Genomic DNA, 16,622 nt, shown 5'->3' on the forward strand with positions numbered 1-16,622 from the left:
AGATTTATCTTTTCTTCACTGCTTTCGCAATATTGATGATCACCTTCACTGCTTTCTCCATTGATTCTAAACAAACATATTCATACGGTCCATGGAAGTTAATTCCGCCCGCAAAAATGTTCGGACAAGGTAATCCCATATAAGAAAGCTGTGCACCATCAGTTCCGCCACGGATCGCCTTGATTTTAGGCTCAATATTCGCGTCTTTCAGAGCTTGTTCAGCAATATCAACAATATGCATCTTGCCTTCAAACTGCTGCTTCATATTGCGGTACTGTTCTTTAATCTCGATTTCCGCGGTTCCTTCACCAAATTTTTTATTGAATTCTGCTACTTTATCTGTGATGAATTTTTTTCTTTTTTCAAATTTTTCATTGTCGTGATCACGAATGATGTATTGAATTTTCGCTTCTGAAACATCAGATTTTAAGTCGGTCAAATGATAAAACCCTTCGAATTCCTGTGTTTTAGAAGGAGTTTCGTTTTCCGGAAGCATTTTGATGAATTCTGCAGCCAACAAACTTGCATTCAACATTTTTCCAAAAGCATAACCAGGATGTACACTTAAACCATGAATTTGTACAACTGCTCCAGCTGCGTTGAAATTTTCATATTCCAGTTCGCCAACTTCGCTTCCGTCCATTGTATATGCCCATTCTGCACCGAATTTTTTCACATCGAATTTGTGAGCGCCTCTTCCTATTTCTTCATCTGGAGTAAAGCTGATTGCAATTCTGCCATGTTTGATTTCAGGATGCGCCAATAAAAATTCTGCAGCCGTTACAATTTCTGCAACTCCCGCTTTATCATCTGCTCCTAGTAAACTTGTTCCATCCGTCGTAATTAAAGTTTTACCGATATAATCTTTCAAAGTTTCAAATTTTGAAGGAGAAAGTGTAAATCCAGTTTCAGAGTTCAAAACCAAATCTTTTCCATCATAATCATCCCAAATTTGAGGATTTACATCTTTGCCATTAAAATCTGGTGAAGTATCGTAATGCGAAATAAATCCGACAACAGGTTCTTTGTCATTTTCTAAATTGGAAGGAACATAAGCATAGATATATCCGTTTTCATCCATCGAAACATCGCTTAAACCCATCGTTTTTAACTCTTCGAAAATATATTTTGCAATATCCCACTGTTGTGGTGTTGAAGGAGTAGATTCACTTTCGGGATCACTTGTAGAATAAATTTTCACGTAAGTTAGAAAGCGATTTTGTAATTTTAGTTTCCAGTCAAGATTAAAATCTATGGTAATCATAAAGTAATATTTTTAACAAAGTTAAAATTTTACGTTGAGGATACGGCAACGATTTCGGAAATATTTTTGAAACATTGATCATCAATTATTGCTTAAAATAATGAATATCAATAAATTAAATATTTTCTAATTTTTTTTAAAGTTTTGTTATATTTGAGAAAGCCAAAATTAAAATGTTTTTAACTGAATGTTCACGAGATGCGATGCAAGGATGGGGAGAATTTATTCCGACCTCAAAGAAGATTGACTACATTAATTCATTGATGTCAGTTGGTTTTGATGTGCTTGATTGCGGCAGTTTTGTTTCGCCGAAATCAATTCCTCAAATGTCAGATTCGGGACAGGTTATTGATGAAATTGACAAAGGAATTTCTAACACAAAATTATCGGTGATCGTTGCCAATTATCGGGGCGCTGAGAAAGCTTTGAAACATGATCAAGTCGATATTTTAGGATTTCCATTTTCAATTTCAGAAACTTTTCAACACAGAAATACGAACAAAAGCCAGGAGGAAGCATTTACTGACATTCAGAAAATTAATGATCTTTTAAAAACCGACGGTAGAGTTTTAAATGTTTATTTTTCTATGGCATTTGGAAATCCGTATGGTGAAATGTGGAAGTGGGAAGATGTTGATTTCTGGGCAAAAAGATTTGATGAAATTGGAGTTAAAAATATTTTACTTTCCGACACGACCGGAACCGGAACTTTAGAACAAATTGAACTTCTATTTGATAAAATCCCTTCTAAATATCCAAATATTGATTTTGGAGCGCACTTTCATAACCGATACGAAGATTCCTACAAAAAACTGAAAGCAGCTTATGATAACGGTTGTCGCAGATTCGATTCCGCAATCAAAGGTATTGGCGGTTGTCCGATGGCGAAGGATGTTTTGGTGGGAAATATGCCTACCGAACAGGTAATCAATTTTATGGCGGTAGAAAAAATCGAACATTCTCTGAATTTATTGAATTTCGAAAGTTCTTATAACCGGGCGAAAGATATTTTTCATTTTTAAGAAGAAGCAATCGCATATATTGAAGATAGAAATTTGAAGTACGTATTTTTCTGTCAGTAAACTTTTTACATAATTTTTAAGCTTAAATGCATATTTCTATTTTATGGTTTTAATTGTTATCTTTAACTTTAAATAAACACATAACTATGACCTCAACAATTACTTACTTAGGAGATTTTAAAATTGTTTCACAACATGAAAAATCTGGTGCAGAAATTATTACTTGTGCGCCTCTGCGGGAAGGTGGAACTTCTGAACTTTTCTCACCTTCAGATATTTTTGGCATTTCTTACGGCCAATCAATGTTGATGGCTGTAGCTGTTTTGGGGAAACATAAAGGAATCGATATTACCGGTGCAACTTGCGAGCTGAAAAAATCGACGCATCCGGAACCGAAAAGAATCGGAACTATTTTTTGTATCATGAGAATTCCAGGAAAATTCACTGATGAAGAAAAGAAATTTATTGAGGAAACTGCACTGAACTGCCCGGTTGCATTATCAATGCATCCCGATATTCAGAAAACGGTAATGTTTGAATTTGAGGGATAAAGTCAACTATAATTAAGAATGCCGCAATTAAGCGGCATTTATTTTTTTAGAACATTCCTAATTCGAAACGGGCTTCTTCGCTCATCATGTCTTTGTTCCAGGATGGTTCGAAAGTAAGTTCCAGATCAACTTCTTTTACGCCTTCAGTTTCAGAAACTTTTTCGCGAACTTCTGCGGGTAAACTTTCTGCTACAGGACAATTTGGCGTCGTCAAAGTCATAATTACTTTTACCGCACCTTCTTCAGAAATTTGTACGTCATAAATTAAACCAAGTTCATAAATATCAACAGGAATTTCAGGATCGTAAACAGTTTTTAAAGATTTTATAATATTTTCGCCGAGGTCAGCAATTTGTTCTTCTGTATATGCCATAATTAAATATTGGAGATTTTCATTTTAAAAATTCTGATTTTCGCCACGTTGTCAGTAGTTTTATCATTTAAATTTTTAAAGTAAAATCAATTTTTCTAGTCGCTTTTTTGTAATATATCTTCCTGACGCATACGCCGAAAAACATTTGCCAAAGTTAAGACATCTTTTTCACAATATGTAACAATTCTAAATAAGTCTTTTTCTATATGATAAATCGATGCTACCATTGATCCGTCGATATCATCTTTCGGAGTTGGAATTCCAAAAACATGCGCCAGTAATTCTAAGGAAACATAAGATTTATAATCACCGAATTTCCATAATTCCATCGTATCGAGATGTTGAATTTCCCAAGGTTTTTTGCCAAATAGTTGGAAAGGTTTTGGTGGATGCATTCCATTAATTAAAAAACGTCGCGCAATCCAAGGGAAATCAAATTCCTTTCCATTATGTGCACAGAGAATAACATCGCGAAGTTTCGGACGGTTAAAAATTTCTCCAAATTCCTCTAAAAGTTTTTTTTCATCATCCCCATAAAAACTCTTGATCATTATCTTTTCGTTTTTCTCCATAATTCCCACAGAGATGCAGATGATCTTACCGAATTCTGCCATAATTCCGCCTCTTTCGGTGTAAAATTCTTCAGCAGTGAAATCATCTTTTCTTTGCAAACGCGTTTTTTTATCCCAAAGCTTTTGCGTGGATTCATCTAACTCTGCCCAATTCCCGACTTGAGGAACGGTTTCGATATCAAGAAATAAAACTTTGTCAATTGGAATTGTTTGTAACATGATTTATGAATTTTATTTAAAAAAAGAATTTACAATCTTGAAAATTTACGATCAAAATTAACCAACTTGAAAACCATTTTTCACAGGAATTGTCGGACTCAAAAGGGTAACTTCTTTGTTATCTCCGTAAATACCAAGGATCAAACATTCGCTCAAAAATTTGGCAATTTGTTTTTTTGGAAAGTTGACGACCGCCACAATTTGCTTTCCTAAAAGTTGTTCTTTTTGATATAGATCTGTAATCTGAGCCGATGATTTTTTAATGCCCAAAACTCCGAAATCGATTTCTAATTGATAAGACGGATTTCTAGCTTCCGGGAAATCTGAAACGGAAATAATTGTTCCGCTTCTCATATCTACTTTTTCGAAATCCAGCCAGGATATTTCCGGTTTAATATTCATTTGAAAATAAAATTTATTTTTTTACAGAAACAATATAATCGTAAACAATCGCATGTTGCGCATCGTTTAATTTTGCTTTCGGCGCCATTGAATTCATAATTCCAACCCAGTCTTGTGCAGAATGATCAACCGGATTTGGTAAGTCGTGGCATTTTGCGCACGAATTTTCAAAAACTGTTTTTCCCATCGCAAGTTTTTCTACCGTATTCGCTTTAGTTCCTTCTATAATAGCAGGTTTTGTGGTGCAGGAAGTTAAAAATCCTATTGTTGAGATCGCTGCAAATAATACTGTTTTAGTTACTAAAGAAGTGTTTTCGTTTTTTTGCAGAATTTTCGCTTTCATAAATTTAATGTTTTGTTTCATTCAAAAATAAACAAATTTCTTCTTATAAATGTTTTTGTCTCTGGGATATTCAAAATTAAGACTTTAAATCTTGTTGGAAATAATAGTGAAAACTGAATTGATGTTGATGAATTGGATGGTTTTAAGAAAAACATTTGTATTTTTGAGTTCATGGAAAATCTTTCTACACAGGAATTGATCAACGGAATTAAATCAGGTGATAAACGCTTGATTGGTAAAGCCATCACTTTAGTTGAAAGTAAAAAGCCAGAACATCGTACGCAAGCCGAAGAATTATTAAAAGAGATAATGCCTTTGACCGGAAATTCTATACGAATTGGAATTACAGGAGTTCCAGGTGCCGGAAAATCTACCTTTATAGAAAATTTTGGAAAACTCCTTATCGAAAAAGGTAAGAAAGTTGCGGTTTTGGCAATCGATCCAAGTTCTTCTCTTAATAAAGGTTCCATTTTGGGCGATAAAACCAGAATGGAAGAACTTGCGAAAGAAGAAAACGCTTTTATTCGACCTTCGCCAACTTCTGGTTTTTTGGGTGGTGTTGCGAATACGACCTTTGAGACGATGATGATTTGTGAAGCAGCTGGTTATGATAGTATTTTAATTGAAACCGTTGGAGTAGGACAGAGCGAAGTTTTGGTTTCTGATATAACAGATATTTTTCTGTTTTTGAAAATCATTGGAGGTGGCGACGAACTTCAGGGAATAAAGCGCGGAATTATGGAAATGGTCGATGTGATTTTCATTAATAAAGTGGAAGAAGATAACATTATTAAAGCAAAAAACACGAAAGTAGAATTGCTGAGAGCACTTCATTTTTTACCTTCAAAAGAACATAATTGGAAAGTTCCCGTTTTGCTCGGTTCTGCTTTGAAAAATAAAGGTTTGGAGGAAGTTTATCTAAAGGTAGACGAATTTATTTCTTTAAAATTAAAGAATAAAACTTTCGAAAAAGTTCGACAGTATCAAGCAGAGAAGCGCTTTGATTATTGGGTTCAGCAATATATTCTTCAAAAAACAAAAGAAGAAAAATCGGTAGAAAACTTTTATGAATTACACAAAAAAAATGCTGCCGAACTGAAATCTAATCCAAGTTCGGAAGCAAAAATGTTTGTCGAGAAGTTAATGAATAAGTAATTATTTTTTGACTTTTTTATTTGCCATTATGTAACCATCATAGGAAATTGATTGTCGGTCATTTGCACGAATTGAAAGATAGGCTTTACCATTCTTATAAACTTCCAATATGATATTATTAATGTTCTGTTGATCTTTAGTTAGAATCGTATAAACTGTACTTCCTTTTTTTCCGGCAGTTTTATTGATCTTAAAATCTTTTGAAGTGAATCGGAACGAATTCTTTTCACTGTCAAAATTCGGCGTGTACATTGTCCCGAAGTAAGGCAAATCAACTTTTATTTCATCTTTTTTTATTTCCACAGTGTAACCATAATCGAGGTTCAAAATATTAGAAGCACTAGAATTGGGTAGAGAATTCAGTACATTGACCACATCGTAACTTGTGGGATTTGCCTTTTCGGCCATAAATGTGAATTCGGTAGATTGTAATAATGAAGTCACTTTTTCCGGTGCAATATTGTTTTGTGAATCACAGGAATTTAATGCAATTATCATTAACGCTGCTGTCATTATTTTATATAAATTTTTCATCTTTCTTTTTCCTGTAACTGCTACAATAATTATGCTATAAGAGGAAGTCGTATTTTATTTGGAATAAAAATTGATTTAGGAACTAAAATTGTAATACTATAGATATGAAAACATTAAATAAATTTTTAGGAGCTTGTGCAATATCTTTTGCTATGGTTGCTTGTACTACGAATCCAATAACAGGAAGGCAATCTCTTCAACTAGCCAATAATCAAGAAATTTCAGCAATGGCATTACAGCAATATAGACAGACATTATCTCAATCTAAAGTTATTACTGGAACTACAGCCGCAAGAAGTATTCAAAATGTTGGTATGAGAATTAAAAATGCTGCCAATAATTATTACCGAAACATTGGAAGAGAAGGAGATTTAGCCAATTATAAGTGGGAATTTAATCTGATCGACGATAAGCAAATAAATGCGTGGTGCATGCCGGGCGGAAAAGTAGCAGTTTATACAGGAATTTTACCAATTACCAAAACAGATACAGGTTTAGCCGTAGTTTTAGGTCATGAAATTTCTCATGCACTTGCAGGACACGGTAACGAAAGAATTTCGCAATCAATGATTGCACAATATGGTGGAGCAATATTAGGTAGTACTATTTCAAACGGACAAATGGCTGCAATTTTTCAACAGGTTTATCCAATTGGAGCACAAGTCGCTTTATTGAAATATGGCAGAAGCCAAGAGCTTGAAGCTGATGAAATGGGACTTTATTTAATGTCAATGGCGGGTTACGATCCTAGAGAGGCTCAACCTTTCTGGCAAAGAATGGAAGCTGCTTCCACAGGAAATAGACAACCTGAATTTCTTTCTACTCACCCAAATCCTGATACCAGAAGAGCCGATTTAGATGCACACATGGCAAAAGCTTTGCAATATTATAAAGCTTCAGGCGGTAAAGTCTAAGGCAATTAAATATAAATCATTAACCTTCCCGAAAAATTCTTAAATTTGGGAAGGTTTTTTAATTACATTATTATGAAAAATTTAACATTTATAGGTTTTCTACTTTTAGGATTGGCATTTCTACTATATTATCTACAGCCTCAGTTTTCTGCAGTGAAGCTTTTTGAACCCATGACCTTAATGGGAATTCTCGCGGGAATTGGCATTGGATTAATTATAGGTGGAATTGTGGGTTATGCAAGTAAAGGATCAGCTGTTCGTAACGAGCAGAAAAAACAAGAACTAAAACAACTTAGAAGAGAAAATGAAGATCTGGAAAAGCAGGCTGCAGAATTGGCTAAGCAACAAACCGTAACTTATGTACCAGACGAAAATCAAAATCCTCAGAACTATTAATTCTGAGGATTTCTTTTATTTAAAGTAATTTTTCTTCTAGAATTTGTAACCCAGACCTAACATGAAAACACTTGATCTGTTATCATAATTAATTTCCTGACTAGATCCTGCAACAGTATTGATGAATTTTCTCTGATCGCTCGAGAAAGCTCCTTCGTATTTTGCAGATAAAATCAATTTCGAGATTTCACTTTGTACCCCAATTTGGTAACCAACAGAAAATTCTTTGGCATTAACTTTTTGAGAAAAACTGTCATAATTCTCGTCTTTTGCAAGATTAAAACTGGCAACAGGTCCAACATAAGCGCTCAAAGTATTTCCCAAAAGATTATAACCCAGCAAAACAGGAATATCAATTCGGCTTGTTTTCGCTTTGATGGTTGTTTTCTGAGCTGATATATCGTTTGAAACAGTAACTTCATTGCTGAAATTGGTGTAATAAATTTCAGGCATTACGTAGAATGCGGTTGGTAAATTTACTTTCATCGATAAACCTGCATTGAAACCAATAATATTTTTTCCACTCTCCGTAAATGCAGTGGAAGTAGCAGTTTTTAAATTTTGCCAGGATGCTGAACTCGTAGGGATCAAGACATTTGCTTTTGCAGCAAAAGAAAGTTGAGCAGAAGCACAAACTGCGCTGGAAAGTAAAACTATACTAAGAATTTTCTTCATTTAATGGGGGTTTTGTTATAATATTGTCAATTGATGTTTTGTTGGTTTCCAGAAAATATTCCCGTAATTCCTTAAATAACTCTGATGAATAAACGAAATCGATGAGGTTTTTATTGCCTGCATTGATGAGGATATCTTTGTCACCTTCCCACTCTTTAATACCATCGCGCAAATAAATTATTTTTTCACCGATGGTCATCACAGAGTTCATATCATGGGAGTTAATGATGGTTGTGGTATTGTATTCTTTGGTTATTTCTAATAGTAAATCATCAATAATATTAGAAGTATAAGGATCGAGTCCTGAATTAGGCTCATCGCAAAACAAATATTTGGGATTATTCACAATTGCTCGTGCAATAGCAACTCTTTTTTGCATTCCACCCGAAATTTCTGAAGGATATTTTCGGTTGGCTTTTTCTAAATGAACGCGGCCAATAACTTCGAATGCACGTCTTTTCTTTTCTCTGAAAGTTAAATTCGTAAACATATCCAAAGGAAATGTAATGTTTTCTTCCACCGTCATGGAATCGAAAAGCGCACTACCCTGAAAAACGGTGCCAATTTCAGAACGAAGCTGTTGTTTATCTTCCCGACCCATTTTATTGATATCTCTACCGTCAAACAGGATTTCTCCCGAAGTCGGCTGATAAACATTCAGTAAACTTTTCAGAAAAACAGTTTTTCCCGAACCACTTTGTCCGATAATGAGGTTTACTTTTCCGGTTTCAAAAGTGGTGGAAATTCCTTTCAGAACTTCCATGGTATCAAAACTTTTCTTAAGATCTTTAATTTCAATCATTAGCTTAGGAACATTTGAGTTAATATTAAGTTCATGATAATGATTGAGACAATCGTCCAAACTACTGCTTGTGTACTTGCACGGCCTACTTCCAGGGAACCACCTTTAACATTGTATCCAAAATAAGCCGGAATGGTCGCAATTAAAAATGCAAAAACGGCAGTTTTAAGAAAAGCGTACCAAATAAAATGTTGCGGCATGTACATTTGAACTCCCGTAATATAATCTGCTTTGCTCCAGCTTCCTGTCGCAATTCCTGCAAGATAACCACCCCAAATTCCGAAAACGATACTAATTGCGATCAGTAAAGGATTAAAAATAATACTGGCTAAAATTTTCGGTAGGATCAAAAAATTTGGAGAGTTAACACCCATAATATCAAGAGCGTCGATTTGTTCCGTAACCCGCATTGTTCCGATACTTGATGCAATATACGATCCTACTTTACCTGCAAGAACTACTGAAATAATAGTTGGCGCAAATTCCAGAATCAGTACCACTTTGGTCGCATAACCCACAAAGGAATTAGGAACTGGAAAAGAGGAAGCACTGAAATTATTAAACATTTGAATCGCCACAACTGCACCCACAAACGTGGAAGTAAAAAGTACTAATCCAAAAGAATTAACACCTAAATCATAAACTTCGCGCATAAAAAGTTTGCCAAATATTGCGGCTTTCTGCGGTCTTTTTAAGGTTTTAGATAATAAAAGGAAGTATGCTCCTATCTCACTCAAAAATCTTTTTAACATTCTGCTAAATTAGTGTTTTTATTTTTTTTCTGAATTTTTTTAATTGGCATTTTTATCACCATTAATAACTAAAAAGATGGTTTTTAAAATGATGATAAAATCAAGGCTTAAACTCCAGTTTTTTACGTAAAAAGCATCAGCCAAAATTCTTTTTTGCATTTGAATATCCCGGTCCCCCGAATCTCCACGAAGTCCATTTACTTGTGCTAATCCTGTAATTCCGGGTTTTACCAAACTTCTGATGGAATATCGACCAATTCTTAATTTATAAAAATCATCAACCAAAAGCATGTGTGGTCTTGGACCAACAACCGACATGTCGCCTTTTAAAACATTTAAGAACTGAGGCATTTCATCTAAACTTGTTTTTCTGAGAAATCTGCCTATTTTGGTAATTCTTTTATCATTTTCTGTCGTTGTTTGCTTTGTACAATCGTCGTTTACGTACATCGTTCGAAATTTAAAGCAGTTAAATACTTTGTCGTGGTACCCGTATCTTTTCTGTAAAAAAAAGATCGAACCAGGGTTGTCTAATTTTATTAGAATTGCAATCAGAGGAAAAAGCCATGAACAGATAAAAAGAAGAACGATGCTGGAAAATAGAATGTCTACCGCTCTTTTCATCGTAATGTTGGTCAGATAATCCAGGGGAAATTTCGACCGCACCAAAACGGGCTGCATTTCAATATATCCTAAATCATAACGGAAAAAATTATTTTTTGAAATACTCGGAATCAACGAGATACGAACTTTATGTATTTCCGCGAGGCGATAAACGTCCTGTTCCTGGTCGTTCTCAAAGCGGTCAGAAGAAAGATACATGGTGTGAATCCCATTATCTTTCCAATATTTAATCAAATTCTCTTGGTTAAATTTTTCTTCAGCTGGATATTCGAAAATTTTGAATCCGTAATCTTTTCTTTCTGTTAGAATATTTTTGAGCAATTCGGTAGAAGAATCTTCATACAAAAACATAATGTTTCTATAATTGATCCCTAAAGTCCGCACATATTTCAAAGTAAAAAACACAAGAGATTTGATGATAAAAAGCAACAGGAACAAAGAAATAGCAATAAGAAAGCGATCCTGTTTCAAAAAATCATTATTGCTCACCTTGGCAAGTAAAATGACGCCGAAAATAAATATAAAAATATGCGTGACAAGCCGTTCCAGATAAATGGTGTACGTGAGATTTCTGGCAATTGAATATAATTTGGTTCTTCCACTAAGCAAAATCCAGAAAAGGGTAAGCAGAATCAAAGACAAGGTGTTCTGCTCCCAAATTTCTTTATCATATTTGAAGTCATTATTTCTAATAAAAAACAACAAAAAGACTCCAGCAATAACCAGAACGTCAAGCAAAATGAAAGTGGCTTTGAAATATCTAGAATATCGAATTTTTTGCATAAAGCCGAATTATATAAAAAGTAAATTTAACATAATTTACGGAATATTCAAATATTTATGTGTTTGCACAGACGCCTGCCATTTTGGATTTGCTAATATAAAATCGGTAATTTTCGGATAGATCTCTTCTCTTTTACTCCATTCGCTCTGAAGATAAAGTTTGCAATTTTCTGAAACTTTTGCAGCCTGTTCTTCGGCGAATTTAAAATCATTATTATTAAAAATGATCATTTTCAGTTCACTCGCTTCCGCGTAAATAGCCGGTTTTGGTAATCCAGTTTTCTTTGGTGAAAGGGTGATCCAATCAAGTGTTCCGCTCATTTCATATGCTCCGGAAGTTTCAATATGAATTTCGCAACCCAGTTCTTTTAATCTTGCAGTTAAAAAATCTAAATTCCACATCAAAGGTTCGCCACCAGTTAAAACAATTGTCTTGCAATGTTTTGCCGCTGTTTGTGCAATTTCATCTGTGGAAAGCAAAGGATGAAGATTGGGATCCCAACTTTCTTTCACATCACACCAATGACAGCCGACATCGCAACCACCTAATCTTATAAAGTATGCGGCTTTTCCGGTGTGTGCTCCTTCTCCCTGTATTGTGTAAAAATACTCCATCACCGGGAGCATTTTACCTTCTTTTAATAAAATATTTTCTTCTTCTTTAGTCATTATATACTGAAGTTTTATACGCCAAAATTGTATTTTTCATTAACATTGCTCTTGTCATTGGTCCAACTCCACCAGGAACTGGGGTAATTGCAGAGGCAATTTCTTTGCAACTTTCAAAATCGACGTCACCCATTAATTTATAGCCTTTTTCGGTGTTATCTTCTACGCGTGTAATTCCTACATCGATCACGACCGCTCCTTTTTTAATCATATCGCCTTTCAAAAAATTGGGATCACCAAGCGCAGTAATTACAATATCTGCATTTTTTGTAAATTCCTCAATATGAGGAGTATAAGAATGCGTTAAAGTCACCGTCGAATTTCCAGGGAAATCTTTTCTTCCCATCAAAATACTCATCGGTTTTCCTACAATTCTACTTCTACCGATAATTACGCAGTGTTTTCCTTTGGTATCGATTTGATATCTTTCCAGTAGCGTCAGAATCCCAAACGGAGTTGCCGGTAAAAAAGTATCCATTTCTAAAGCCATTTTTCCAAAATTTTCCGGGTGAAAACCATCTACATCTTTTCTAGGATCAATCGCCATGATGATTTTCTCCTGATCAATTTGTTTTGGTAAAGGCAGTTGTACGATAAACCCATCTACACCTTTGGAATTATTCAGTTCGTCAATCGCTTCTAAAAGTTCAGCTTCAGAAACTGTACTCGGAAATTTAATTAGCGAAGATTTGAAACCTACTTCTTTGCAATCTTTAATTTTGTTATTCACATAAGTCATACTTGCACCGTTGCTTCCGACCAAAATTGCTACCAAATGTGGAGGTCTTCTATTTCCCGCGACTATTTTTTCTACGTCAATGCGAATTTCTTCTTTGATTTCTCTCGAAACTTTAAGTCCGTCTAGAATTTGTGCCATTTATTTTTACTTTTAGATTTACTTTTTCTCTTTAAAATAATTCATCAAACCATTCGTGGAGGAATCATGTGAAGAAATCTTCTCCGTATTCTTAAGTTGTGATAGAATTTTTCCTGCTAAAACTTTTCCTAATTCTACACCGAATTGATCAAAACTGAAAATGTTCCAAATAACACCTTGCACAAATATTTTATGTTCGTATAGTACAATTAATTGTCCCAATGAATATGGAGTTAATTCATTGAAGAATAATGAGTTGGTAGGAGTATTTCCGTGGAAAACTTTGTAGTTCGTTAATCTTTTAACTTCTTCCTCTGAGATTCCAGATTTTTCTAAATCAGCTCTTGCTTCTTCTTCAGTTTTTCCAAAAGCCAACGCTTCTGTTTGTGCGAAAAAGTTCGCCAATAATTTTTCCTGATGATCAGAAACCACGTTACAAGATTCCACATAAGCAATAAAATCTGCAGGAATTAATTCTGTTCCCTGATGAATTAACTGATAAAATGCGTGTTGACCGTTTGTTCCAGGTTCTCCCCAAATAATCGGTCCGGTTTCATATTCTACAAAATGACCATTTCTGTCCACACATTTTCCGTTACTTTCCATATCGCCTTGTTGCAAATACGCCGCAAAACGATCCAGATATTGAGAATAGGGAAGAATTGCGTACGTTCCGGCATCGAAAAAGTTACGATACCAAATTCCCAAAAGTGCCATTAAAACAGGAACATTTTCTTTGAAATCTGCAGTCTGAAAATGAATATCGGTTTCATTAGCACCTTTCAATAATTGTTCAAAATTTTCATAACCAACGAAAAGAACGATGCTTAAACCGATTGCGCTCCAAAGAGAGTATCTTCCACCGACCCAATCCCAGAATTCAAAAATATTTTCTTCTGCAATTCCAAAATTTTTCACTGCATTTATATTAGTAGAAAGTGCTACGAAATGTTTTTCAACATCTTGCTGTGTACCACTTTTAAAAAACCAGTCTTTTGCAGATGCGGCATTTGTAATGGTTTCCTGAGTGGTAAAAGTTTTTGAAGCAATTATGAAAAGAGTCGTTTCAGGATTCAGATTTTTCAAAACTTCCGCAATGTGATTTCCATCAACATTAGAAACGAAATGAACTTCGAGTCTGGTTTTAAAATGTTTCAAAGCCGAACAAACCATAACAGGTCCCAAATCAGAACCACCAATTCCAATATTTACAATATCTGTAATTTTTTTCCCTGAAAATCCTTTGTGTTCTCCGGAAATAATTTTCTCCGAGAAGGTTTTCATTTGGTTTAAAACTTTCTTTATCGCAGGTTTAATGTTTTCTCCATCGACTAAAATTTCTTTATCAGAAAAATCCCGTAATGCGGTATGAAGAACTGCTCTTCCTTCTGTCTCATTGATTTTTTCGCCGGCAAACATCGCATCAATCGCAGTTTTGACTTCACATTCTTCAGCTAAATCTTGTAAAAGGTCGAAAGTTCTTGAATCGATCAAGTTTTTAGAATAGTCAAAAAGATAATCTTTTCGTTGAACCGAAAATTGTGTAAATCGTTCTGGATTATATTGAAAAAGAGTCCGAAGTTCAAAGTCGTTTTGAGCAAAATGTGCGTTAAGCGCTTTCCACGCGACTGTTTGAGTAGGATTTATTTTGGGTAACATGATGAATTCGTAGTTATAAAGTTTAATGTTTATCGTCTTTTCAAACGAAACATTAAAAATTCCCTGCAAATTTACGGAAAAATGAGTGGATAGAGAATTTTACAGTTTACAAGAAATGATTATTTTTGTTTGGAAGGGAATTTTTTAAAATTTTTCTTTTCAATTTTTAAATCGAATGAAAATTCCAATCCATTCCTTGCAACCGAATTCTGATTTTTATGAAAGTACTTTTACAATTTTTATTTCTACTATTTTTTAATACATCGTTTTGTCAAAATATGGAATGGGGAAAAATTTCTCAGAAAGAAATTGATTTGAACGAAGTTTCTTTTGAACCTGGAGCAGATTCCGTAAAGTTGGGAGAAATTGGTCATTTAAAAATTACAGATGATGGTTATGAACTTCTCGAATACGGAAGAACCAAAATTTTATCGATTAACGGGTTTGAAAATGCGCAAAAAAAATGGAGTTACAGACCGACTGTTCATAATGATAAAGTTGTTTTGCAGGATGCGCAAACTATTAATTTTGTCGATGGGAAAGAAATTGTAACGCCGCTTGATAAAATAGATATCATCGTTAGTAGAAATGGCGATGTTGAAGAAATTGCAGTCGCTTTTCCTAATGTTCGGGTCGGTTCTATCATAGAATATAAGGTAAAAATTTTCCGAACGAGCAATCTTTATGCTTCACCCTGGCGTTTTCAAAATGCGATTCCTACTCTTTCTTCTCAATTATTTTTGAAAGTGGCGACGGTTGCAGATTATAAAGTCATTTTAAAAGGACAACAACTCAACAAAAAATATATTGATAAAAGAAATAAAAATAATAAAGAATGGGAACTGGTTAATATTCCAAGTGACAACATTTTCAAAAATGTGTACAATGTTGAAGACTACAGGGAAAGAATCATGTTTCAATATACTTCTGCCAGAAAATATTATGGATCTTACTATTCTGAAAACTCCTGGAAGGGTTTCAAAAATTTAATCATTAAAGATGTTGAAAAGAGCAGTGAAAAAGTTGATTTTCAACAGATCGCTTCGAAAATTAAAAATGGTCCTACGAAATTTGAAACTTTAAGAAATTGTGTGCAGTATTTACGGGATTTCTATAAATGGAATCGATATTTAGCGGTTCAAGCTTCAAATATGCAAAGTGAATTTTTGCAGAAAAAAACAGGAAATGCTGCAGATTTTAACATTTTGCTCAATGGAATTTTGATGGCGAAGAAAATAAATGCTCAACTGGTCATCAACAGTTCGCGATCCAACGGAAGAATTATTGTTGCGTATCCTACTTTTTCAAAATTGCAAACCCTTTTGAATATAGTAGAAGTTGATGATGGTGAAAAACTGTTGATTGATGGTGCCACCTCGAAGCCGGAAAATCTACGCTTTTTATCTCTGGATAATTTCAATTATATTGTTTTGGGATTAGATAATCGTGGCGAAGTTTTCACGACAGTTTCTCCGTCACTTTCCGAATTTATTTCGCAACAAAATTTAATTATTGGAGAAACTAATTCTGAGCTCGAAGTAAAAAACAGAAGCAAAGGCTACTTTAATTCAGAATCATTTAATCATCGATCGTTCAACGTTTTTCCAGGAGTTAAAACCAATGAACAGACAAAGCAGGAAGGTGAGGAATCGAAATCGAGCAGTCATACCATTGAATTTGAAAACCCAACGAATTCTTTGTTTGTTATTGAAAATCCGCTCACTAAAACTTTCAAAGATTTAATGGTGGAAAAAAACAGAGATTATCCGATCGAATTAGATTTCCCTTATTTGACAACCGTCATGTTCCGTACCAGATTACCCGAAAATTACAAGATGGAAACTGATTAATTCAATAAAAAAATCTCAGCATTTAATGGGAGTTTACAATATTTACAGGAAGTAGAATCTGTTACAGATGAACGGTTTTTAACTTGGTCTTTGCTCATCAATAAAACTGTTTTTCAAAATAATGAAATTCAGGAATATCAACAATTTATAACGCAACTGGAAAGTGTTTTTTCTGAAGTGGCGGTG

General features: G+C 34.4%; 19 protein-coding genes. 6 read left to right on the forward strand and 13 right to left on the reverse strand.

Annotated elements, in window-relative coordinates; translation table 11 throughout:
* Window positions 1-4: 4 nt before the first annotated feature.
* Entirely contained in the window at window positions 5-1,264 is a 1,260-nt protein-coding gene (pepT, locus tag OA86_RS06890) for a peptidase T (protein WP_039350868.1), read from the reverse strand.
* A 173-nt stretch (window positions 1,265-1,437) separates the two neighbouring features.
* Here pepT and OA86_RS06895 point away from each other — a divergent pair, with 173 nt between their 5' ends.
* Window positions 1,438-2,286 (forward strand): hydroxymethylglutaryl-CoA lyase-like TIM-barrel protein, encoded by an 849-nt coding sequence (locus OA86_RS06895; RefSeq protein WP_039350871.1) that lies wholly within the window; start codon window positions 1,438-1,440, stop codon window positions 2,284-2,286.
* Window positions 2,287-2,432: 146 nt separating this feature from the next.
* Window positions 2,433-2,837: an OsmC family protein gene (locus tag OA86_RS06900; RefSeq protein ID WP_039350874.1), complete on the forward strand. Its 405-nt coding sequence runs from the start codon at window positions 2,433-2,435 to the stop codon at window positions 2,835-2,837.
* 46 nt (window positions 2,838-2,883) lie between these two features.
* Here OA86_RS06900 and OA86_RS06905 read toward each other — a convergent pair whose 3' ends face one another.
* From OA86_RS06905 to OA86_RS06920, 4 genes are all read right to left on the reverse strand, one after another.
* On the reverse strand, window positions 2,884-3,210 hold the full coding sequence (locus OA86_RS06905) for an SUF system Fe-S cluster assembly protein (RefSeq protein ID WP_039350877.1): 327 nt from the start codon (window positions 3,208-3,210) through the stop codon (window positions 2,884-2,886).
* 95 nt (window positions 3,211-3,305) lie between these two features.
* Window positions 3,306-4,001, reverse strand: coding sequence for a 3'-5' exonuclease (locus OA86_RS06910; protein ID WP_039350880.1), 696 nt, complete (start codon window positions 3,999-4,001; stop codon window positions 3,306-3,308).
* A gap of 57 nt (window positions 4,002-4,058) precedes the next feature.
* Window positions 4,059-4,403 carry a tRNA-binding protein gene (locus tag OA86_RS06915; RefSeq protein WP_039350884.1) on the reverse strand — a complete coding sequence of 115 codons (345 nt, stop codon included), beginning with the start codon at window positions 4,401-4,403 and terminating at the stop codon, window positions 4,059-4,061.
* 13 nt (window positions 4,404-4,416) lie between these two features.
* A complete protein-coding gene (locus OA86_RS06920) occupies window positions 4,417-4,767 on the reverse strand; it encodes a cytochrome C (RefSeq protein ID WP_260241700.1) in 351 nt (116 codons plus the stop codon).
* Between the two features lie 150 nt (window positions 4,768-4,917).
* Between OA86_RS06920 and meaB the strand changes: the two genes are divergently transcribed.
* Window positions 4,918-5,901 carry a methylmalonyl Co-A mutase-associated GTPase MeaB gene (gene meaB, locus OA86_RS06925; protein WP_039350886.1) on the forward strand — a complete coding sequence of 328 codons (984 nt, stop codon included), beginning with the start codon at window positions 4,918-4,920 and terminating at the stop codon, window positions 5,899-5,901.
* Here the strand turns inward: meaB and OA86_RS06930 are convergent, their stop codons facing one another.
* A complete protein-coding gene (locus OA86_RS06930; protein ID WP_246008031.1) occupies window positions 5,902-6,414 on the reverse strand; it encodes a DUF4251 domain-containing protein in 513 nt (170 codons plus the stop codon).
* Between the two features lie 125 nt (window positions 6,415-6,539).
* On the opposite strand from OA86_RS06930, the gene OA86_RS06935 reads away from it, so the two are divergent.
* Window positions 6,540-7,349, forward strand: coding sequence for a M48 family metallopeptidase (locus OA86_RS06935; protein ID WP_039350893.1), 810 nt, complete (start codon window positions 6,540-6,542; stop codon window positions 7,347-7,349).
* A 72-nt stretch (window positions 7,350-7,421) separates the two neighbouring features.
* Entirely contained in the window at window positions 7,422-7,745 is a 324-nt protein-coding gene (locus tag OA86_RS06940; RefSeq protein ID WP_039350895.1) for a DUF1049 domain-containing protein, read from the forward strand.
* A 36-nt stretch (window positions 7,746-7,781) separates the two neighbouring features.
* Here the strand turns inward: OA86_RS06940 and OA86_RS06945 are convergent, their stop codons facing one another.
* Genes OA86_RS06945 through pgi form a run of 7 tightly spaced genes read right to left on the reverse strand, consistent with a single transcriptional unit; the run spans window position 7,782 to window position 14,586 of the window.
* Window positions 7,782-8,420 (reverse strand): outer membrane beta-barrel protein, encoded by a 639-nt coding sequence (locus tag OA86_RS06945; protein ID WP_039350898.1) that lies wholly within the window; start codon window positions 8,418-8,420, stop codon window positions 7,782-7,784.
* Window positions 8,404-9,222, reverse strand: coding sequence for an ABC transporter ATP-binding protein (locus OA86_RS06950; RefSeq protein WP_039350900.1), 819 nt, complete (start codon window positions 9,220-9,222; stop codon window positions 8,404-8,406). The genes OA86_RS06945 and OA86_RS06950 overlap by 17 nt, the downstream gene beginning before the upstream one ends.
* Window positions 9,222-9,974 carry an MlaE family ABC transporter permease gene (locus OA86_RS06955; RefSeq protein ID WP_039350903.1) on the reverse strand — a complete coding sequence of 251 codons (753 nt, stop codon included), beginning with the start codon at window positions 9,972-9,974 and terminating at the stop codon, window positions 9,222-9,224. The genes OA86_RS06950 and OA86_RS06955 overlap by 1 nt, the downstream gene beginning before the upstream one ends.
* Window positions 9,975-10,013: 39 nt before the next feature.
* Window positions 10,014-11,381 (reverse strand): exopolysaccharide biosynthesis polyprenyl glycosylphosphotransferase, encoded by a 1,368-nt coding sequence (locus OA86_RS06960; protein ID WP_039350906.1) that lies wholly within the window; start codon window positions 11,379-11,381, stop codon window positions 10,014-10,016.
* Between the two features lie 36 nt (window positions 11,382-11,417).
* On the reverse strand, window positions 11,418-12,050 hold the full coding sequence (locus OA86_RS06965; RefSeq protein ID WP_039350910.1) for a 7-carboxy-7-deazaguanine synthase QueE: 633 nt from the start codon (window positions 12,048-12,050) through the stop codon (window positions 11,418-11,420).
* The gene (locus OA86_RS06970) at window positions 12,043-12,927 is read right to left on the reverse strand and encodes a bifunctional 5,10-methylenetetrahydrofolate dehydrogenase/5,10-methenyltetrahydrofolate cyclohydrolase (RefSeq protein WP_039350913.1); all 885 of its coding nucleotides are present in this window, start codon (window positions 12,925-12,927) and stop codon (window positions 12,043-12,045) included. The genes OA86_RS06965 and OA86_RS06970 overlap by 8 nt, the downstream gene beginning before the upstream one ends.
* A gap of 18 nt (window positions 12,928-12,945) precedes the next feature.
* Entirely contained in the window at window positions 12,946-14,586 is a 1,641-nt protein-coding gene (gene pgi / locus OA86_RS06975) for a glucose-6-phosphate isomerase (protein ID WP_039350918.1), read from the reverse strand.
* Between the two features lie 278 nt (window positions 14,587-14,864).
* Here pgi and OA86_RS06980 point away from each other — a divergent pair, with 278 nt between their 5' ends.
* Window positions 14,865-16,436, forward strand: coding sequence for a DUF3857 domain-containing protein (locus tag OA86_RS06980; protein ID WP_039350923.1), 1,572 nt, complete (start codon window positions 14,865-14,867; stop codon window positions 16,434-16,436).
* Window positions 16,437-16,622 lie beyond the last annotated feature (186 nt).

The sequence above is a fragment of the Kaistella jeonii genome (assembly GCF_000812865.1).
Classification (GTDB): Bacteria; Bacteroidota; Bacteroidia; order Flavobacteriales; family Weeksellaceae; genus Kaistella; species Kaistella jeonii.